The sequence below is a fragment of the Glycomyces niveus genome, assembly GCF_017592475.1.
Taxonomy (GTDB): domain Bacteria; phylum Actinomycetota; class Actinomycetes; order Mycobacteriales; family Micromonosporaceae; genus Glycomyces; species Glycomyces niveus.
Map to the genome: position 1 here is coordinate 335,145 of NZ_JAGFNP010000005.1, position 19,984 is coordinate 355,128.

The 19,984-nt window shown below is 70.9% G+C and carries 19 protein-coding genes; 14 read left to right on the forward strand and 5 right to left on the reverse strand.

The window, feature by feature from the left end; genetic code table 11:
* Positions 1 to 5 precede the first annotated feature (5 nt).
* Positions 6 to 1,085 carry a hypothetical protein gene (locus J5V16_RS12120; RefSeq protein WP_208496531.1) on the reverse strand — a complete coding sequence of 360 codons (1,080 nt, stop codon included), beginning with the start codon at positions 1,083 to 1,085 and terminating at the stop codon, positions 6 to 8.
* Between the two features lie 226 nt (positions 1,086 to 1,311).
* Between J5V16_RS12120 and rimO the strand changes: the two genes are divergently transcribed.
* From rimO to cimA, 7 genes are all read left to right on the forward strand, one after another.
* Entirely contained in the window at positions 1,312 to 2,790 is a 1,479-nt protein-coding gene (gene rimO / locus J5V16_RS12125; RefSeq protein WP_307792938.1) for a 30S ribosomal protein S12 methylthiotransferase RimO, read from the forward strand.
* Positions 2,787 to 3,368 (forward strand): CDP-diacylglycerol--glycerol-3-phosphate 3-phosphatidyltransferase, encoded by a 582-nt coding sequence (pgsA, locus tag J5V16_RS12130; RefSeq protein WP_307792939.1) that lies wholly within the window; start codon positions 2,787 to 2,789, stop codon positions 3,366 to 3,368. The genes rimO and pgsA overlap by 4 nt, the downstream gene beginning before the upstream one ends.
* 55 nt (positions 3,369 to 3,423) lie before the next feature.
* On the forward strand, positions 3,424 to 3,858 hold the full coding sequence (locus tag J5V16_RS25215; RefSeq protein ID WP_208496533.1) for a helix-turn-helix domain-containing protein: 435 nt from the start codon (positions 3,424 to 3,426) through the stop codon (positions 3,856 to 3,858).
* A 163-nt stretch (positions 3,859 to 4,021) separates the two neighbouring features.
* Positions 4,022 to 4,885, forward strand: coding sequence for a PspA/IM30 family protein (locus J5V16_RS12140; protein WP_208496534.1), 864 nt, complete (start codon positions 4,022 to 4,024; stop codon positions 4,883 to 4,885).
* Positions 4,886 to 4,901: 16 nt separating this feature from the next.
* Positions 4,902 to 5,693: a phage shock envelope stress response protein PspM gene (pspM, locus tag J5V16_RS12145; RefSeq protein WP_208496535.1), complete on the forward strand. Its 792-nt coding sequence runs from the start codon at positions 4,902 to 4,904 to the stop codon at positions 5,691 to 5,693.
* Between the two features lie 71 nt (positions 5,694 to 5,764).
* Positions 5,765 to 6,514 carry an RICIN domain-containing protein gene (locus J5V16_RS12150; RefSeq protein WP_208496536.1) on the forward strand — a complete coding sequence of 250 codons (750 nt, stop codon included), beginning with the start codon at positions 5,765 to 5,767 and terminating at the stop codon, positions 6,512 to 6,514.
* Positions 6,515 to 6,794: 280 nt separating this feature from the next.
* A complete protein-coding gene (cimA, locus tag J5V16_RS12155; RefSeq protein ID WP_307792940.1) occupies positions 6,795 to 8,441 on the forward strand; it encodes a citramalate synthase in 1,647 nt (548 codons plus the stop codon).
* Positions 8,442 to 8,599: 158 nt separating this feature from the next.
* On the opposite strand, the gene J5V16_RS12160 is transcribed toward cimA, so the two are convergent.
* A complete protein-coding gene (locus J5V16_RS12160; RefSeq protein ID WP_208496537.1) occupies positions 8,600 to 9,742 on the reverse strand; it encodes a PQQ-binding-like beta-propeller repeat protein in 1,143 nt (380 codons plus the stop codon).
* 187 nt (positions 9,743 to 9,929) lie between these two features.
* Here J5V16_RS12160 and J5V16_RS12165 point away from each other — a divergent pair, with 187 nt between their 5' ends.
* The 7 genes from J5V16_RS12165 to J5V16_RS12195 all read left to right on the forward strand — a co-directional run bounded on the left by J5V16_RS12165 (position 9,930) and on the right by J5V16_RS12195 (position 15,437).
* Positions 9,930 to 10,271: a hypothetical protein gene (locus J5V16_RS12165; protein ID WP_208496538.1), complete on the forward strand. Its 342-nt coding sequence runs from the start codon at positions 9,930 to 9,932 to the stop codon at positions 10,269 to 10,271.
* Between the two features lie 116 nt (positions 10,272 to 10,387).
* Positions 10,388 to 11,170: a fumarylacetoacetate hydrolase family protein gene (locus tag J5V16_RS12170; protein ID WP_208496539.1), complete on the forward strand. Its 783-nt coding sequence runs from the start codon at positions 10,388 to 10,390 to the stop codon at positions 11,168 to 11,170.
* On the forward strand, positions 11,163 to 12,629 hold the full coding sequence (gene gltX, locus J5V16_RS12175; protein WP_208496540.1) for a glutamate--tRNA ligase: 1,467 nt from the start codon (positions 11,163 to 11,165) through the stop codon (positions 12,627 to 12,629). Before J5V16_RS12170 ends, gltX begins: the two co-directional genes overlap by 8 nt.
* Before the next feature lie 106 nt (positions 12,630 to 12,735).
* A complete protein-coding gene (locus J5V16_RS12180; RefSeq protein ID WP_208496541.1) occupies positions 12,736 to 13,071 on the forward strand; it encodes a PadR family transcriptional regulator in 336 nt (111 codons plus the stop codon).
* Positions 13,068 to 13,352, forward strand: coding sequence for an HAAS signaling domain-containing protein (locus J5V16_RS12185; RefSeq protein WP_208496542.1), 285 nt, complete (start codon positions 13,068 to 13,070; stop codon positions 13,350 to 13,352). The genes J5V16_RS12180 and J5V16_RS12185 overlap by 4 nt, the downstream gene beginning before the upstream one ends.
* Positions 13,349 to 14,413 (forward strand): HAAS signaling domain-containing protein, encoded by a 1,065-nt coding sequence (locus tag J5V16_RS12190; RefSeq protein ID WP_208496543.1) that lies wholly within the window; start codon positions 13,349 to 13,351, stop codon positions 14,411 to 14,413. The genes J5V16_RS12185 and J5V16_RS12190 overlap by 4 nt, the downstream gene beginning before the upstream one ends.
* A 334-nt stretch (positions 14,414 to 14,747) precedes the next feature.
* A complete protein-coding gene (locus J5V16_RS12195; protein WP_208496544.1) occupies positions 14,748 to 15,437 on the forward strand; it encodes an aggregation-promoting factor C-terminal-like domain-containing protein in 690 nt (229 codons plus the stop codon).
* A gap of 96 nt (positions 15,438 to 15,533) precedes the next feature.
* Here the strand turns inward: J5V16_RS12195 and J5V16_RS12200 are convergent, their stop codons facing one another.
* The 3 genes from J5V16_RS12200 to J5V16_RS12210 form a co-directional block, all read right to left on the reverse strand.
* Positions 15,534 to 16,457: a hypothetical protein gene (locus tag J5V16_RS12200; RefSeq protein WP_208496545.1), complete on the reverse strand. Its 924-nt coding sequence runs from the start codon at positions 16,455 to 16,457 to the stop codon at positions 15,534 to 15,536.
* 66 nt (positions 16,458 to 16,523) lie between these two features.
* On the reverse strand, positions 16,524 to 17,300 hold the full coding sequence (locus J5V16_RS12205) for a carbonic anhydrase (RefSeq protein ID WP_208496546.1): 777 nt from the start codon (positions 17,298 to 17,300) through the stop codon (positions 16,524 to 16,526).
* Positions 17,301 to 17,551: 251 nt separating this feature from the next.
* Positions 17,552 to 19,984 carry an AAA family ATPase gene (locus tag J5V16_RS12210; protein WP_208496547.1) on the reverse strand — a complete coding sequence of 811 codons (2,433 nt, stop codon included), beginning with the start codon at positions 19,982 to 19,984 and terminating at the stop codon, positions 17,552 to 17,554.

Genomic DNA, 19,984 nt, shown 5'->3' on the forward strand with positions numbered 1-19,984 from the left:
GTCGCCTATTCGAAGCTGGCGGCGATCTCGTGGTTCTTCTCGCCGGAGAGCGGCAGCGATACGTCCTCCTCGGGCCACTTGACCGGACCCACCGGGTGGAAGTTCAGCGTGAACGCGAGCGCGTCGGCGGGCACGTCGTAGGTGAGCGTGTACGTGCGCCAGACGGCGTCCGTGAGGTCCTCGTCCGAGTGGTTCGAGGAGACCGGCGCCAGTTCGCCTTCGGGGCCCGAGACCTTCAGGACTTTTTTCGGGTCGATGGGCCATTCGAGGCCGCTGGCGGAGTGGAGCCAGCCGAACTCGACCGTGAGGAGCGCCCGGTCCGGTTCGGCCACCCAGCCCGTGCCGGGCTGGAAGACGTCGCGGGAGAGGTAGAAGACCGTCTCGTACTCCCAGTCGTCGAACCAGTACTCGTAGCTGCCCTGGGTCGTGCGGCCGTCGACCGAGCCTTTGGCCGCCTCGGTCTCGACCGAGGCCTTTCCGGTGTAGAGCGCCTGGATGAGGCCTTCACGGGTGCGCTCCCGCAGGTCCATCGTCTGGGTCCGCTCGGCGTCGACCACCTCGAGGGTGATCGGGGCGTCCTTCTTCGCCACGGTGAAGTAGACCGCGCCGGGGGCGGGCACCTCGCCGTCGAAGTCCCAGGCGCGGTCGCCGATCTTCAGCGTCGCGGCGAGCTCGCCCGCTTCGGCGTTGAACGGCTCGGCGTCGCCGGGCTCGTGCGCGAACTGCACGAGCGTGAACTCGTAGCCGGGCTCGGGCGAGTACAGGTTCACGTGCTCGCCGAGGAGGTAGTCGAGCTGGAAGCCCTCGGGCAGCGCGTCGAATGACGCGACGCACTCGACGCGCAGCTCGAAGTGGGCGCCGAGGAGCAGGCCTTCGTCGCCGGCGAAGCGCGCGGCGTCTTCGGCGGGGCACACGGAGACCGGGATCTCGTCGCTGGTGAGCGTGTACCCGGCGCGCGTGTGGAGCGTGCCGGTGGGCGTCTCGCCGCACGCGGCGACGGACAGCACGGCGGCGGTGGCGAGCAGGGCGAATGCCGACCTTCGGAAGGCAGGGCGATGGGCTGGGGCGATGCCTTTGGGGGACATAGGACAAGCCTAGGGTATGGCCGCCAGGTGCGGTGATCCACTGTTGTCCCTGCGCAGACGGGTCACAATGGGGAGAATTGTCGCCTTTTCGGCGGCTTGGACCGGCCCTGTCGGGACGCGCTCCGCGATGCGGCCCTGCGGCCCCCGCGGCGGCGCTGAGCTGTATCACTGTGGCCCGGCCCGCCGCCGGGGGCATTCGCGGCCCGCCGGTAGGTACGCTTTCCTGGTGTCTGCAGCTCATTCGACCCGTTCCGAGGAATCGACCGCACGCGAGGCCGGCAAGAGCGTCGCGCTCCTGACGCTCGGCTGCGCCCGCAACGAGACCGACTCCGAGGAACTGGCCGCCCGCCTCGCCGCCGGAGGGTGGCGCATCAGCGACGACGGCGAGAACGCCGACGTCGTCATGGTCAACACCTGCGGTTTCATCGAGCAGGCCAAGACCGAGTCCATCGACGTCCTCCTCGACGCCTCCGCGACCGGCGCGAAGGTCGTCGCGACCGGCTGCATGGCCGAGCGCTACGGCCGCGAACTCGCCGAGAGCCTGCCCGAGGCCGACGCCGTGCTCGGCTTCGACCACTACCCGGACATGGCCGCCCGCCTCGACGACATCCTCGCCGGGCGCACGGTCGAGTCCCACCAGCCCTCGGACCGCCGCAAGCTCCTGCCGCTGGCCCCGGCCGCGCGCCAGAGCGCCGCCGCCGTCGTCCCCGGCCACTCCCGCGCCTCCCAGGCCGACGCCGCGACCCTCGGTGCGGGCACCCCCCAGCACCTCGCGGTCGTGCGCAAGCGCCTCACCGACGGCCCCGTCGCGAACCTGAAGCTCGCGTCCGGCTGCGACCGGCGCTGCACCTTCTGCGCGATCCCGTCCTTCCGCGGCTCGTTCGTGTCCCGCACGCCCGAGGAGATCCTGGCCGAGGCGGCCTGGCTCGCCTCCGAAGGCGTCAAGGAGCTCAACCTCGTCTCCGAGAACACCACCTCGTACGGCAAGGACCTCGCCGACTCGCAGGCCCTCGAGCACCTGCTCGAGAACATGGCCGCGATCGACGGCATCGAGTGGATCCGCCTGTCGTACCTGCAGCCCGCCGAGCTGCGCCCGAGCCTCATCGAGGCGATGCACCGCACTGAGAAGGTCGTCCCCTACTTCGACCTGTCCTTCCAGCACTCGTCCGCGAAGGTGCTGCGCCGGATGCGCCGCTTCGGCTCGACCGAGAACTTCCTCGCGCTGCTCAAGCAGATCCGCGACGTCGCCCCGCTCGCCGGCGCCCGCACCAACGTCATCGTCGGCTTCCCCGGCGAGACCGAGGAGGACGTGCAGGAGCTCATGGGCTTCCTCGAAGAGGCCCGCCTCGACTCCACCGGCGTGTTCGCCTACTCCGACGAGGACGGCACCGAAGCGGTCGGCCTCGACGGCCACGTGGACGAGGACGTCGTCTCCGAGCGGCACACCCGCGTCTCCATGCTCGTCGACGAGCTCGTGAGCCAGCGCGCCGCCGACCGGGTGGGCGAGGTCATGCAGGTCCTCGTCGAGTCCGTGGAGGACGACGGCGTGGACGGCCGCGGCGCCCACCAGGCGCCGGAGGTCGACGGCACGATCGCGCTCGTGGGCGAGGTCGAGGGCCTGGAGGCCGGCGACTTCGTGACGGCGAAGGTGATCGACTCGCACGGCGTGGACCTCGTGGCGGAGCTCGTCGAGGAGGCCTGGTGACCACTGAGGACCGGCCGGTCTCGCCGTGGAACATCGCGAACGTGGTGACGGTGGCCCGGATCTTCCTGGTGCCCGTCTTCGCGGTGTTCGTGGTCCTCTCGGGGATGGAGCACGCGGGCTGGCGGATGGCCGCCTGCGCCCTGTTCGTGTTCATCTCCGCCACCGACTTCGTCGACGGCTGGCTGGCGCGCTCGCGCGGCCTCGTCACGGACTTCGGGAAGCTCGCCGACCCGATCGCGGACAAGGTCCTCATCGGGACCTCGCTCGTGCTGCTGAGCTATTACGACGCGTTGCCGTGGTGGGTGACCGTGGTCATCCTCGTGCGCGAGCTTGGGATCACGGCGCTGCGGATGGCGGTGCTGCGGCGCACGGTGATCGCCGCGGACCGGGGCGGGAAGCTCAAGACGGTCCTGCAGATCACGGCCGTGGCCTGGTACTTGTGGCCGTGGCCGGCCCCGCTGGACGCGGTCGGGCCGTGGCTGATGGGCGCCGCGCTGGTCCTCACCGTGCTGACGGGAATGGATTACCTCTGGAAAGCATTCAAAACGAAGAAGAGCGAGCCGAACCGGACGAGATAGGCTTGCGGAACCCACCTAAGCTCAGTTGAGCTATCGCGGCGCGGAGGAGAGTCTCATGGTGTTGTTGCGGGAACTGCTGGGAGAGACCCTGCGGCGCCGCCGCCGCGCGCAGAAGCGGACGCTGCGGGACGTGTCGAAGCAGGCCAATGTGAGCCTCGGCTACCTGTCGGAGATCGAGCGCGGCCACAAGGAGCCCTCGAGCGAGCTGCTGGCCTCGGTGTGCGGGGCACTGCAGGTGCGCCTGTCCGAGGTGCTGGCGGAGGTCTCGCGCGAAGTGGCGATCCACGAGCGCGGTGAGGAGAAGCAGCAGCCGGGCCGCCAGGTCGCGGTGCTGCCGCTGCCGCGCACCGAGAACCCGCCCGCGGGGGACGTGGAGGAGGTGCTGCGCCGGCGCCGTGCGCTGTCGGCGGCGCCCGCTTCGATCGCGCAGGTCCGGTCCCGGCACCGCCGTGGCGAAGTGACCGATTCGGTGGTCCGCGCAGCGGCCTGACTGTACTCCTGCCCGACGCGACCGATGATGTAGTTTTGGCGATTGAGGCGTCACCCTGTCCCACGCGAGTGGCGCCGATGTCCGACACTAGAGGCATGTCGGCGTTGCAGAACAAAGCTATGGCTCGCAAGCTTCGCCAAGGAGCACCGGAAGGACCCCGATAATGGCCAATCCGTTCGTCAAGGGCTGGAAATACATGATGGCGCTCTTCGGTGCGAAGATCGACGAGCACGCCGACCCCAAGATCCAGATCCAGCAGGCGATCGAGGAAGCGCAGAAGCAGCACCAGGCGCTGGTGGGGCAGGCGGCTTCTGTGATCGGGAACCAGCGCCAGCTGGAGATGAAGCTCAACCGCTCGATGGCCGAAGTGGAGCGTCTGCAGGCGCAGGCGCGCCAGGCCCTGGTGCTGGCCGACAAGGCGCGCGCCGAGGGCGACGAGCAGAAGGCGCAGCAGTTCGAGTCCACCGCCGAGATCCTGGCGGGACAGCTGGTCTCCACCGAACAGTCCCTTGAGGACATGAAGGTGATGCACGACCAGGCGCTCACCGCTGCCGACCAGGCCAAGAAGGCCGTCGAGAACAACCAGATGATCCTGCAGCAGAAGCTGCAGGAGCGCACGAAGCTGCTGGGCCAGCTCGAGCAGGCGAAGATGCAGGAGACGATCGCGTCCTCGCTGGAGTCGATGTCGCAGACCGCCGCCCCCGGCAACGTGCCGAACTTCGACGAGATCCGCGACAAGATCGAGGGCCGCTACGCCTCCGCGATGGGCCGCGCCGAGCTCGCCTCGAACTCGGTGGAGGGCCGCCTCCTCGAGGTCAACCGCGCCACCCGCGACATGGCCGGCGCCTCGCGCCTGGACCAGATCCGCGCCTCGCTCGAGGGCGAGCAGCTCTCCGGCGGCAAGGCTTCGGGCCCGGCGATCGAGTCGAAGGAGTCGGTCACGAACGCCCGCCTCGCGGACATCCGCGCGTCCCTCGGCAACGACGAGGGCACGGCCGAGCCCGAGGCCGACAAGACCAAGAGCTGACCTGGAAGGGATCCCGGTGGACGCGAAGGACCGCAAACGCGCGCTCAAGCGCCTGCGCTCCCGGTTGTCCTCCGCCAAGTCCTGGACCACGTTCGCGGGAGGCGCTGCCGCCGGCAGCGCCTTCTTCGTGCCCTACGCCGGTCTCGGCACGCCCGACGGGATCTGGGTGACCGTGGCCGGCTTCTCGACCGCGATGGCCGTGGTCCGCTGGCTCGACTACCGGCGGCTGGCCCGCGCGATCCCGGCGGACGTGCGCGACTCCCTGGAGCTGCACGGCCCGGCGCAGCTGTCGAAGGAGGCCCGCGGCCTGTTCGGTGAGACCGCCGAGGCGATCCGGCGCGGGCGCATCCGGGCGCAGTTCCGCCGCAGCCGCGCGCTGGGGCCGTACGAGCGGCTGGAGCGGGCCTCGATCGCGGCCGAGCAGATGGCGAAGCGGCTCGACGGGAACGCCGAGGCCGTCGCGATCCTCGCGGGCGCCTCGAAGGCCGGGCAGGAGCTGTACCGGCTCGCCTTGGGCGTCAAGGACGTCGAGGCGGCGATCGAGATCGCGCCCGAGGTGAAGCGCACGGGGATGGGCGCGAACCTCGACCGGATGGTCGAGCGCCTGGAGGCGGGCGTGGCCGCGTACGAGGACATGGTGAGCGCGGCGGGGGAGTGCCTGGCCGGTTCGATCGGGCTGCAGCAGGCGCTGACGGCCCACACCGACGAGACCCTGGATCTGCTCACGGACGCGGCGGATCGCCTGCGGGCCGCGGGCGACGCGGCGAGCGAGATCCGCGGGAGCGTGGGACCGCAGGCCAACGGCTGACCGTCCACCCCGCGCGGGCGCGACCCCTACGGGCCTATAGGTGATTTTGTCTCATTTGATGTAATTCTGCAGTGAAGACTCTGTTGCTCAAGGCCGCCGCGGCCGCGGCCGTGATCCTGCTGGCCGCCGGCGCCCCCGCCAATGCCGAGCTCGTGCCCGAGGGGCCCGTGCCCGAAGGCGCGGTCAAGCTGTACCTCAAGGACCACCAGGACCTCCCGATGGCGGCCGCCGACGGCAAGCCCCGGCTCGCCTCGACCGGCGACCTCTGGGAGCTCAGCGGCGAGGCCATGCAGGACCTCGGCGAGTTCAAGATCGTCCATCAGGCCTCGGGGGAGTGCCTCGCCGCCGACACCGGCGGCGGCGGTGAGACCGCCCCGGTCTCGCTCGTCGACTGCGCGAACGCCCACACCTGGACGATCATCTACCACAACCCGGGCCACAAGGACTTCCGCTTCGTCGCCCCCGGGGACTACCTCCTGGGCCTGCGTGAGCGCTCCGACGCCGTCAAGGGCGCCGAAGTGCTGGCGATCCACTCGGCTCCGGGCGACAGCATGCACTTCCACGAATGGCTCACCGAGTCCGGGACCGAGGCCACGCCGCCTCCCGGAGAGATCACCCCGGCTCCCGGTGAGGCCACGCCGCCCCCGAGCGAGGACCCCAGCGCCTCGCCCTCCGAAGCCGCCGCGGTCCCGGTCGCCTCGCTCCCGACGACCGGTGGGGCCCTCGGCGCCGGGATCGGCGCCGGCATCGTCGCGCTCGCCGGCGGCACCGCGCTCGTCCTGTGGTGGCAGCGCCGCCGCGCCCTGCGCTCGGACTGGTAGAGGCCAAGGCGTGCAATCGATCGACGCGGGCCGCCGCGACACACAGAATCCCACGATGCGGGAAATGATGGCTGGGGTGCACGGCCGATGGCATACTACTTTTCGTGACCTTCCAGCTCGTGATTAGCTGCGGGCGTTCCGCGGAGCATCAGCGTTAGATGCGACCCGCCGAACGCCAGACCTCCTGCGCCCGCAGGGGGTCTTTTTCGTTCAGGGCAAACGAACGTTCAGGTAGGCCCCGCAGCGGCCGGACCAAGACAGTAGAAAACTGGAGCACCAAGTGACGCAACCAGAACCGCAAACCGGCAGCGAACCTGCGAACAGCGGCGGGGACTTCCACGTCTTCGACACCACGCTCCGTGACGGCGCCCAGATGGAGGGCCTGCGCTACTCCGTCGCCGACAAGCTCGCCGTCGCCGAACTCCTCGACGAGCTCGGCGTCGACTACATCGAGGGCGGCTGGCCCGGCGCGATCCCCTCGGACACCGAGTTCTTCGCCCGCGCCGCCGAGGAGCTGAACTTCAAGCACGCTAAGCTCGTCGCCTTCGGCATGACCCGCCGCGCCGGCTCCAGCGCCGGCGCCGACCCCGGCTTCCAGGCCCTCCTCGACTCCCGCGCCCCCGTGCTCTGCCTCGTCGCCAAGTCCGACATGCGCCACGTCGAGCAGGCCCTCAAGACCACCCCCGAAGAGAACCTCGCGATGATCGCCGACTCCGTGCGCACCGGCCGCGAGCACGACCGCCAGGTCTTCATCGACTGCGAGCACTTCTTCGACGGCTTCCGCCACGACCCCGAATACGCCACCCTCGTCGTGCGCACCGCCCTCGAAGCCGGCGCCGAAGCCGTCGTCCTCTGCGACACCAACGGCGGCAGCATCCCCTCCGACATCACCGCCGTCGTCACCTCCCTGCGCACCCGCCTCGAAGCGGTCCTCCCGCGCGAGCGCGTACGCCTCGGCATGCACGCCCAGAACGACACCGGCTGCGCCGTCGCCAACACCCTCGCCGCCGTCCAGGCCGGCGTCATGCACGTCCAGGGCACCGCGAACGGCTACGGCGAGCGCCCCGGCAACGCCAACCTGTTCAGCGTCATCGCCAACCTCGAGACCAAGCTCGGCCTCAAGGTCCTCCCCGAAGGCGGCCTCGAGCAGCTGACCCGCATCTCCCACGCGATCGCCGAGATCGCCAACATGATCCCCGACGAGCACGCCCCTTACACCGGCCACGCCGCGTTCGCGCACAAGGCCGGCATCCACGCCTCCGCCATCAAGGCCGACCCGGCCCTGTACAACCACGTCGACCCCGCGGTGGTCGGCAACGACATGCGCATCCTCGTCACCGAGATGGCCGGCCGCGCCTCCGTCGAGCTCAAAGGCCGCGAACTCGGCATCGACCTCTCCGGCGACAAGGACATGCTCGACCGCATCACCAAGCGCGTCAAGGAACTCGAGTCCAAAGGCTGGTCCTTCGAGGCCGCCGACGCGTCCTTCGAACTGCTCGTGCGCGACGAGGTCGAAGGCGGCCTCCCGCGCCCGTTCGAACTCGACACCTACCGCGTCATCGTCGACCACGACCCGAGTGCCGTCACCGTCGCCGAAGCCACCGTCCGCCTCGACGTGGACGGTGAACGCGTCATCGCCACCGCCCAGGGCAACGGCCCGGTCAACGCCCTCGACGCAGCCCTGCGCAGCGCCCTGGCCGCCCGCCACCCGCGCCTCGCCGAGCTCACCCTCTCCGACTTCAAGGTCCGCATCCTCGCCGGCTCCAAGGGCACCGACGCGGTCACGCGCGTCCTCGTCTCCATGAGCGACGGCGAAGCCGAGTGGACCACCGTCGGCGTGGCCCCCAACCTCATCGAGGCCTCCTGGAACGCGCTGGCCGACGGCCTCGCGTATGGCCTCAACCGGCGCAAGCCGTCCAAGTCCTAGCTCCTACCGACCCGCGCGGCGTCCCACCAGCGGCGCCGCGCGGCACCGACACGGCCCGGTCCACGAGACCGGGCCCGCGCCCGGACCGCGCCGATCGTGCGGAGGGCAAGTGAAAAAAGGGCCCGACCGGCAGGTCGGGCCCTTTGCTTGTCGTAATGCTAGTCGAAGACCGCGAGGCGCTTCTGCACCTGCGTGCCGCCCCCGAAGGTCGTGAACGAGCCGCCCACGGTCAGGTTCGTGCCCGACGGGTGCGCGGTCGCGTCCCAGGCGCCCACGACGCCGTTGGCGCCCGGGTTCCAGTCCAGGAGCTTCCCGTTCATGTCGACCGCGAGGAGCTTCCCGCGCTCGGCGCGCACCCCGTCCACGCACTGGCCCAGCGGCCCGGCGTGGTTGGTGACGCAGGCCTTGTCGAAGTGGCCGCCGCCGATGACGGTGGAGCCCCACACCTCGACGGTCTGCATGCCGCCGTCGACGGCCTGGTACCACAGGGTCTCGCCGGTGCGGGTGAACGCCCGGATCTCGCCGCCGCGACCGTCGAGGGCCGCGTACACGCGCTCCCCGGCGACCTCGACCTCACGGGTCAGGACGTACACCTTGGACACGAACGTGGTGTCGACCGCGCCCGTGGACGGATTCACCGCGCCGAGCTTGCCGTACTTCTTGTCGCCACCGATCATCGAGAACGCCCCCGCGACGTACAGGCGATCGTGGCCGTACTGGAGGTCGCGCACCGCGCCCTCGGCGACCGTCGGCTTGAACCCGGTGACGGGCGCGCCGGTCTCGGCGGTCACCGCCGCCAGGATCGGCTGCGCGAAGCCGCCGACGGACTGGAACGAGCCGCCCAGGTAGACCGTGGACCCGACCGGTTCGATCGAGTAAACGGTCGCCGAGGGCTTCGGGTTCCAGGCGGTGTCGAGCTTGCCCGTGTCGAGCCAGAAGCGGGCCACGCGGGCCCGCGGGACCCCGTCGACCTCGGTGAACTTCCCGCCGATGTACAGGTGGTCGCCGCTGGTCTTGACCTCGTGGACCGATCCGTTGAGGACCGGCGCGAACGGCAGGAGCACCCCGGTGGCCGAGTTCACGGCCGCCAGGTAGGTGCGTCCTGCGAAGGTGCCGTCCGTGTTGCGGGCGCGGGTGAAGACCCCGCCCGAGTAGACGACGTCGCCGTCGTAGTCCACCTTGTAGACCTGGTCGTTGAAGGAAGCGGACGACTGCGGCAGATTGGAGTCGATCGCTCCGGCGGGCGCCTGGGCTATGAACAGGGCCCCGAGCAATGCGAAGAGAGTGATCAAACGGCGCATACGGCAGTTTTGCACGCGCGGCGCCCCTGAGCGCGCATTCCGTCGCGGCGCGCCACGGTGACGTGACTCCCCGTTCGGACCAGGACGGCGTTTTCCACAGGAGGCGGAGCGCGGCTCGCGTCCGCAGGCCCGGTGCGGCGGCAATGCCGTCACCGTCGAACTGGTGCGCTCGTACTAGAGTTGACGTGTGACTTCCTACAAGACCGATCGTGCCCGCGCGGCGGCCAGAGCCGCGGATTCGGCCGTGTACGGGCGCCGCCGCTTCATGACCGGGTTCCTCCTCGGCCTCGTGATCCTCATCGTGTCGGCCTTCGTGTTCGGGTTCATGCTCGTGGGCGACCTCGGCGAGACCATGAAGGTCCGCTTCGGCGCCACCGCCATCTCCCTGCTCGTCGCCGCGCCGCTGACGTGCGCGCTCGGCTTCCTCATCGGCCTGTTCGCCAAGGTCCGCCGCATGGGCATGGGCGTCGTCATCGGCGCGCTCGTCGGCACCGTCCTCCTCGGCGGCATCTTCCTGCTCGTCCGTTAGGACTCGCCCTGGGCGTGATCCTCTCGCGCGGCGCGCGAGAGCGCGTCGAGCCCGCCCTGCTCTGGAACTAAGCTGGGGCCGCAAGGTTTCGAACCAGTCTCAGAGAGGGGCCGACTGTGCGGATCGCGCGGATCGCTCAACCCACCGGCATGTCCTTCGCCGTCCTCGAAGGCGAGGGCCCCGGCGCCACCGCCGCCGAGATCGAGGGCCACCCGTTCGCGCAGATCAAGCTCACCGGCCAGCGCTGGGCGCTCGAGGACGTGCGGCTGCTCGCCCCGATCCTGCCGTCCAAAGTGGTGTGCGTCGGGCGCAACTACGCCGACCACGCGGCCGAGCTCGGCAACGAGGTCCCGAAGGAGCCCCTGCTCTTCCTCAAGCCCTCGACCTCGGTGATCGGCCCGAGCGAGGCCATCCGGCTCCCGGCCGTGTCCGACCAGGTCGAGCACGAGGCCGAGCTCGCGGTCGTGATCGGCCTGCACGGGGCCCGCGGCCTCGACCGGGAGGCCGCGAAGAGCGCGATCTTCGGGTACACGTGCGCCAACGACGTGACCGCCCGCGACATCCAGCGCCAGGACGTGCAGTTCACGCGCGCGAAGGGCTTCGACTCGTTCTGCCCGATCGGGCCGTGGATCGAGACCTCGCCCGAGGTCGACATGGCCGACGCGGAGATCCGCTGCGAGGTCGACGGTGAAGTGCGCCAGCTCGGCTCGACCAAGGACATGGTCTTCGACGCCGCCGCGATCGTCGCCTACGCGTCGCAGGTGATGACCCTGCTGCCGGGGGACGTGGTGCTCACCGGCACCCCCGCCGGAGTGGGCCCGCTCCAGGCCGGCGAGACCGTCTCCGTTTCCGTCGCCGGCATCGGCACGCTGTCCAACAAGGTGGTTCCCAGTGAGTAATGTCCGCACCCGCTTCTGCCCCAGCCCGACCGGGACCCCGCACGTGGGCCTGGTGCGCACCTGCCTGTTCTCGTGGGGGTACGCCCGGGCCAAGGGCGGCGAGTTCGTCTTCCGCATCGAGGACACCGACGCGGCGCGCGACACCGAGGAGTCCTACAACCAGCTGCTCGAGGCCCTGTCGTGGCTGGGCATGACCTGGGACGAGGGGCCCGACATCGGCGGCCCGTACGCGCCCTACCGCCAGTCGCAGCGGCTCGACGTCTACGCCGACGTGATCAAGCGGCTCCTCGACGGCGGCTACGCCTACGAGGCGTTCTCGACCAACGAGGAGGTCGAGGCCCGCCACCGCGCCGCCGGGCGCGACCCGAAGCTCGGCTACGACAACTTCGACCGCGACCTCACCGAGGAGCAGAAGGCGGCCTTCCGCGCCGAGGGCCGCAACCCGGTCTACCGGATGCGGATGCCCGATGAGGACATCACCTTCCGCGACGCCGTGCGCGGCGAGGTGACCACCCCGGCCGGGACCGTGCCGGACTACGTGATCGCGCGCGGCGACGGCTCGCCGCTGTACACGCTCACCAACCCGGTGGACGACGCGATCATGAAGGTCAACATGGTCACCCGCGGCGAGGACCTGATGCCCTCGACGCCGCGCCAGATCGTCATGTGGCGCGCGCTGGTCGAGCTGGGCATCGCCGACGCCGAGCCCGAGTACGCGCACCTGCCGCTCATCGTGGACGAGCGCGGCAAGAAGATGTCGAAGCGCGACCCGCGCTCGAACCTCCTGCAGTACAAGGAGGCCGGGTACCTCCCCGAGGGCGTGCTCAACTACGTGGCGACCCTCGGGTGGTCGATCTCGGGCGACCGCGACGTGTTCACGGTCGCGGAGTTCCTGGAGGCCTTCGACCTGCACGACGTGAAGTCGAACCCGGCGAGGTTCGACGAGAAGAAGTTCGACGCGATCTGCTCGGACCACTTCCGGGCGGTCGACACCGGCGAGCTCATCGGGATGCTCGTGCCGCGCCTGCAGGACGCGGGGCTGCTCGGCGCGGAGGTCACCGCGGCGCAGTCGCACGTCCTCGACGTGGCCGTGCCGCTGGTGCAGGAGCGGTGCACGACCCTCTCGCAGGCCGTGGAGATGCTGCGGTTCCTGTTCTGCGGCACCGAGGTCGAGCTGGACGAGGACAGCGCGAAGAAGACCTTCAAGGACGACGCGGCGCAGGTGCTCGACGCCTCCATCGCGGCCGTCGAGGGCATCGAGTGGACGACCGCGGCGATCGAGGAGGCCCTCAAGGCCGCCCTCGTCGACGGCCTGGGCCTCAAGCCCCGCAAGGCCTTCGGCCCGGTGCGGGTGGCGATCAGCGGCAAGACCGTGTCGCCGCCGCTGTACGAGTCCATGGAGCTCCTCGGGAAGGACGTGAGCCTCGCGCGCCTGCGCGCGGCCCGCGCGACCCTCTAAGCAGCGCAAGCGCAGCGGTCCCGCCGCCTCCGTGTGAACGGAGGCGGCGGGGCCGCGAGCGGTTGCACGCCTCTACTACTGTGCATTGCATGGTACTGTGGATTGCGTGGACAGATCGCAACTGCTCAAGGGGCTGCTCGACATCATCGTCCTGCGCGTCCTCGAGCGCCAGGACGGCTACGGGTACGAGATCCTCAACCGGCTGCGCGCCGGGGGCTTCGACGACCTCGGCGACGCCTCCGTCTACGGCACGCTCCGGCGTCTCTACCGCGCCGGCTACCTGTCCACCTACGTGCAGCCCAGCGAATCGGGGCCGCACCGCAAGTACTACTCGCTCACCGAACCCGGCCGGAAGTACCTCCGCCAGGCCCGCGAGGCCTGGGAGGACGTGAGCGACAAGATGCGAGTGCTGTTCGACGTGCCCGCGAAAGGCCGACCATGACCGACACCCCCGCCGCGACCGCCGCCTACCGGGACGCGGTCGAGCGCCACCTCGCCGCGCTCCTCGACGAGATCCGCCGCGACATCGCCGCCGGCCTGCGCGCCCACCTCGCCGACACGGCCGCCGACCTGCGCCCCGGCGAGACCCTGGAGCACCGCCTCGGCAGCCCCGAGCAGTGCGCCTCCCAAGCCCTCGGCTACCACCCGTCCCTGGCGCCGTACCAGGACGACTACGACGACTTCGCCATGACCACCGCGGTTCCAAGAAGGGCAGCCCTATGACCACCCCACCCGACCGGTCCACCGAGATCGCGTCCTACCTGGCCGCGGTCGAACGCCACCTGAACGACCTGCCCACGCACATCAGGCAGGACCTCATGTCCGAACTCGACGCCCACCTGACCGAGGTCGCCGCCGACCTCCCGCCCGGCAACGCGCTCCGCGACCTCCTCGGCAGCCCCGAGGCCTACGCCCGCGAACTGCGCGACACCGCCGAGGTCGACAAGGAGCCCGTCGGCGCCCGGATGCGCCGCCGCCTCGCCGACGCCGCCGCCCCGGCCCTCGCCCGCCTCAAGGGCGCCGCCGACCGGTACGCCGTGAGCTCCGGCTTCACCGACGCCGCCGAACTGCGCGACCGGCTCCGCCCCGGCTGGTGGGTCCTGCGCGGCGCGCTCGTCGCGGCACTGTTCGTCTACTGGCTCTCCGCCGCCCAGTACGGCGTAACCGGGTACTCGATCTTCGGCTCGATCCCCGGCCTCCTGCTCATCGCCGGCGCCCTCCTGGCCTGCGTCTGGGCCTCGATGCGCTTCGGCGCCAAGTCCGCCGAATGGGGCGCCCGGCGCCGCCGCTGGGTCGCGGCGGGCGGGCTCGCGCTCGTCGCGTTCACCGGCTACCAGTTCATGTGGCTGGGCTTCTCCGTCCCGGTCGAGTACGTCGAGACCACGACCTACTACGACGACACGCCGAGCGTCCAGGACGTGCGCGTCTACGACGAGCACGGCAACCTGCTCACGGACGTGTACCTCTTCGACGAGAACGGCAACCCGCTCTGGCTCGGCGACCCGTACTCCTGCCCGACCGCCGCCCGCGACCCGTTCGCGACCGAGTCGCCGTACGGCGACGAGTACGAGGAGGCCGTCCAGAGCGCGGACGAGAACCTGGGCTACCAGTACCCGCTGTGCGACCCCGAGGGCGAGCCGACCATGCCTGCCGAGACGGCCGAGGCCGACCCCACCGATGGGCCGACCGCCACCGCTCCGGACGGCGAGAGCCCGACCGAGGAGCCCGCGACCGAAGCGGCCGAGTCGGCGACCCCGACCCCGGGCGAGTCGCCCACGAAGTAGCGCGACAGGAGCACCGGTCCCGCCTCGCGTCGGGACCGGTTTCCGGTCTTTCCGGGCAAGCCGGTCAAACGCTCGGTCCACTATGACATTGATCTCTATGGACCTCCGTGGAAGAAGGTCTGCCGGGGTGTTCGGGTGTCAATGGGCCGTTCGGAGGAGGCCGGGCGGCCGGGTCCCAGGAGGGCTGGGGCAGAAAGCGCGATAGCGGCACTATCGGGCGAGACGGGCACCCGATAGTTTCGCTCGCATGTGGAGATGTGCCGTATTGGCATGATTACCGAGCGGTACGGCCCGCCGTGTCGGGGCCCCTAGGGTTGCCCCGATGTTTACCCGCATGAAGCCTTCCCGCGCGAAGCACCGCGCCGAGGACCCCCAGCGGCACCCCGCCCGCAAGCGCGTCCTCGTCTCCGCAGCCGCCGTGCTCGTCGCCGTCGGCACCGCCAGCAGCGCGAGCGCCGCCATCATCGGCACCGACGACCCGACCGCCGAGGAGCTGCTCGCCGCCGAGATCGTCGCCGACGCCGGCAGCGCCGACCGCCAGTGGGACGAGGTCGCCCCGATGCAGAGCATCCTGCCCGTCCAGGAGGCCGCCCCCGCCGAGCCGGTCGAGAAGACCGAGGCCGCCGAGGTCCCCGAGCCCGAACCGGAGCCCGCGGCCGAGGAGAGCACCGAGTCCTCGTCCTCCGGTCCCAGCGTCGACATCGCCGCCGACTGCTCCGAGTACTCCGGCAACCAGGCCATCGGGTGCACCATGACCCTCGAGGCCGGCTGGGACATGGACGAGGTCGGCTGCCTCATCAGCCTGTGGGACAAGGAGTCCGGCTGGGACGAGAGCGCCTACAACTCCAGCTCCGGCGCGTACGGCATCCCGCAGTCCCTCCCCGGCGACAAGATGGCCGCCAACGGCGACGACTGGGAGACCAACCCGGCCACCCAGATCGCCTGGGGCCTCGACTACATCGAAGGCCGCTACGGCAGCCCGTGCGGCGCGTGGTCGCACAGCGAGTCCAACGGCTGGTACTAGACCGCCCCTAAGCTCAACGAAAAGCGGACCCGGAGTTCGCTGACCCAAGAGAGGCCCCGGCGCCATCGCGCCGGGGCCTCTCGCACGTTCCAGGGCTCAGTTCGTCTCCATGGACGCCGCCCGCACCGACCGCAGCAACAGCCGCGGGTCGCCGAGCATCCGCTTCAGGCGCCGCTCCAGCCCCGCGATCGGCGTCAGGTTCTGCGGCGCCCGCGCGTCCTTATGCGCCGCCGACCCCAGGGGCGGCAGCGCCGCCGCCGTGGCGTCCGCGAGCGCGATCGCCGCCTCCTCGCTCAGGTCGTCCGCCGCTTCGAGCCGCGCGACGCCCGCCCAGCCGCGCGAGGACGTGCCGGGCAGCCGCAGGTACCAGGTGTACCGGGGCCAGCCCGACATGAGGTGGAAGACCGGGGTGCGCTGGCCCGGCCGCAGCCGCTCCACGACCGCGTTCAGCTCCCCTTGGAGATAGGAGCGGTGGTGGCTCTTGATGTACCCCACCGAATGCGGCAGGCGGGTGCGCCCGCGCAGGGGGCCGTCGAGGACGGACAGCTCGGCGTCCATCGTCACCAGCGAGGAGACCTTGGCCTCCAGTTCGGCCATCGCGGCCTGGGCGGTGGCGATGAGCTCGCCGGCGTCGGCCGACTCCGCCTTGCGGAACGGGTAGCGGCCGAAGTCCGCGCCGGGGTCGACGGCCGCGAACAGCCCGCGCTCGACCGCGACCTCGACGACCGAGGCCTCGGGGGAGGCGTGCCCGTCGAGGTCGCACGCGACCGCTCCGGCCGCCCAGGAGACGCACACTCCCGGCCAGCGCTCCCCGTCCTCGATCAGTTCGACGCGCGCGTCGATGCGGCGCACCCCGTCGACGACGACGACGCGGCGCGGCCCGGAGGCCGGGGCGTCGACGGGCCGCCAGTCGGCGGGCTCGAGTTCGATGCCGGCGTTCACGATCGCCTGGTTCGCGCGCGAGGGCGATTCGGGGTTGTCCGCGAAGGACGGGTCCCAGGCGTCGACGGTGATCTGCAAGGCGCACCTGCTTTCGGGAACGATTGCGGCCCAGCGTACTGCTCTCCGTCGACGCCTGCGCGGACGCTAGGAGATCTCGGTGATGAGGCCCGTCTCGAGCGAGTAGACGCCGCCGACCACGGTGAGCTCGCCGTCGGCGACGAGCTCGGCGAGGTTCGGGTGCTCCTTGAGCGCCTGGATCGTCAGCAGGACGTTCGCCTTGATCATGGCGTCGACCGGGTCGCCGGACTCCCCCTTGGCGGCCTCGTAGGCCGGGCGGAGGGCCTCGACGGTCTCCGGGAGCGCGTAGTCGTGCTCCTCCAGCTCGGTGCCCTCTTCGGCGGCGAGCAGGGCCTCGTGGGCGGCGGTGACGGCGCCGCACTTCTGGTGGCCCAGGACGACCAGGAGCGACGCTTCGAGGGCGGCCGGGCCGTAGGAGACGGACTCCGAGACGAGCGGGTCGAAGACGTTCCCGGCGGTGCGGGTGACCATGAGGTCGCCCACGCCGGTGTCGAAGACCAGTTCGGGGCCGACGCGGGAGTCGACGCAGCTGAAGACGGCGGCGACGGGTTCCTGGCCTTCGGCGAGGGAGGTGCGCCATTCGGCGTCGGTGTGGGGGTGGACGGGCTTGCCGTCGGCCCAGCGCTGGTTGCCGTCGAGGAGGGCGTCCCAGATGTCCTCGGCGGTCTCGAGGCCGTGGAGGTCGGGGACGTCGGGGGTCTGGGCGGCGGCGTCCGCGCCGCCGATGCCGCCGTCGTCGCCGCCGCAGGCGGAGAGGGCCGGGACGAGGAGCGCGCCGAGCCCGAGGGTGCCGACGCCGGTGATGAGGGTGCGGCGATCGCCGCGGATGTGCAATGTGCTCATATCTGCATAAGTACTTGAATCTTCAAGTTCGTGTGCAGGTGAATCAAGCTCATGTGGCCTGTGGCATATCCGGACATTGCGCGCGGATCGGAGAGCGAGCACGCGAACGGAACGCGAACGGTGTGCGTGCCGTTGCGGCGTTACGAAGCCAACGAAGTGAACCTACTCCCGCCGCGGAGCGACGGCCAGATTCAAGGCGCGCGGAAGCCCCACGGGGCCGTCAAAAATTCGTCAAGAGGCGCTGACCTGCGCTAAGACCAGGTCTTCTCCACATGGGACCCTTTGGCGTCCTTGGTGACGCGGAACCGCACGGGCACCCGTTCTGCGAGTTCGGTCACATGCGTCACGAGTCCGACGGTGCGGCCGGCCGAAAGCGTGAGCGCTTCGAGGGTGCTCGCGACCGCATCGAGCGTTTCGGGGTCGAGTGTCCCGAATCCCTCGTCGAGGATGATCGACTCCAGGCTCGCGCCGTGCCGCGACAGGCTCGCCAGCTGGTCGCTCAGCGCGAGCGCCAGCGACAGCGAGGCCGCGAACGTCTCGCCGCCCGAGAGGCTGCGCGCCGGGCGCGGCATGTCCGCGTCGTGGTGGTCCACGACCCAGAAGTCCTGCTCGCGGTAGACCAGGTCGTACTGGCCGCCGGTGATGCGGTTGAGCATGACGGTGGCGCCCTCGACGAGCTCGTCGAGCGCTTCGCTCAGCAGCCACTCCATGAACTTGCGGGCGTCGAGGTGGCGCGCGAGCTCCTTGGCCACCAGGGCCTCCCCGGCGAAGCGCCGCATCTCGGCGTCGAGTTCGATGCGCCGCTTCCGCGCCTCCGCGAGGCTCACCGCTTCGGCGCGCGCCGCCTCCACGGCGGTCGCGTGCCGGGCCACGTAGTCGCCGCCGGTGCCGTTGCGCGGCACGTCGACGTTGAACTCGCCCAAGGCGAACCGCAGCTCGGTGCGGAGGGTCTCGGCGCGGCCGTCGAGCCCGGCGAGCTCGGTGCGGGCGGCCTCGCGCTCGGCCGCGGCCCGTTCGAGGGACGCGGCGGCCCACGCGACGAGCTGGTCCCAGCTCCCGGCCAGGTCGTCCCCGGCCGCGGGCGGACCGAGCACGGCCACCTGGTCGCGGGCGTGCTGGAACTCCTTCCAGGCCCGCTGCTGCCGCTCGTCGGCGGCCGCCTTGCGCTTCTCGGCCTCGCGCAGCGCCCGCCGCGCGGCCTTGAGCGCGGCCCCGGTGCCCGCGAGCTGCTGCCGGGCCTCCTCGGAGTCGGCCCGCCGCTGCTGCAGCGCCGCCGGCTCGGGCACGTTCTCGAGCTTCTTCTTCAGCCGCCGCTCGGCCAGCTGCAGCTCGGTCAGCCGCTCCTCGTAGTTCTCCAGCTTCGTCTGCAGCGCCACCACGGCGGCCTGCGCGTCCCGGAACTCGACCGTGGCCGTCCGGGAGGCCTCCTCGGCCTGCTGCATGGACTCCGAGAGGTCGTGCTCGGGCACCTCGTCGACGGGACGGTCGCAGACCGGGCACTCGTCGCCCACTTCCAGCCCCGCCCTGAGGGTTCCGGCGAGTTCGGCCATGCGCACCTTGTGGAGCACGGCGTGCTGGATCTCGACCTCCTCGGAGGCGGCCTCCTCCAGCTCCTTCGCCTCGGCGAACTGGTCGCGCAGCTCCTCGGTCAGCTCGAGGCCGGTCTTGAGCTTCGACTCGGTCTCGGCGAGTTCGGCCCACGCCTTGAGCTGGCGCTCGAGCAGGCCCAGGTCGAGCCCGTCCAGCTCGGACCGCAGCCGCTCGTCCTCGGTCTCGGTCGCCTCGACCTCGGCCGCCTTCTCGGCCACGGCGGCCGATGCGGCGGCGACCTGCGCGGCGATGTCCGCCACCCCGGACGGCTGCTTGATGTACGTGAGGGAGGCGAGGTTGGCCTCCGCGTCGGCGAGCCTGCGGCGGGCGGCCTCGACCGCCGCGGCGAGCCCGTCGAGCGCGCTCGACTTGTCCCGCACCGGTTCTGACAGCTTCTCCAGCAGTTCCACGCGTTCGGCTGTGAGCCGGATCTGCTCCTCCGCTACCGGCGCGATCCCGGCCAGCTGCGTCTCGTACGCCTGCCGCTTCGCGTCGGCGTCGACGAACCGGGTGCGGGCGCGCTGCTGGATGCTGCGGTACACGCTGTGGCCCAGCAGGTTCTCGAGGATGTTCCGGCGGTCGGCCGAGGAGGCGCGCAGGAACTCCGCGAACTCGCCCTGGGGGAGCAGCACGCACTTGGTGAACTGCTCGAACGGCAGGCCGATGATCCGCTCGGCGGCGTTGTTGACCTCGTTCGGGCTGCCGCCCAAGGCCTTCCCGAGCCCCTCGACGAGCTCGGTGTCCACGGCCGGGTCCACGCCCTCGGGGAGCTGCTCGATCGCGGCCGTCGTGGTCTTGACCTTGCCGTTGCGGTCGCGCCGCAGGATGCGCGTGGCCACGTAGTGCTGGCCCGCCGCGCCGAACACCAGGCGCACCCGTCCCTCCACTGAAGACGGCGCGAGGGAGTTCTGCGTCGCCGACTTGGGCCAGCGCGGCGTGCGGCCGTAGAGCGCGAAGCAGATCGCGTCGAGCACGGTCGACTTGCCCGCGCCGGTGGGACCGGTGAGCGCGAAGAACTCCGCGTCGGTGAAGTCGAAGGTCTCGGACCCGGTATAGGAGCCGAATCCCTGGAGGTCCAGTCGGATGGGCCGCAT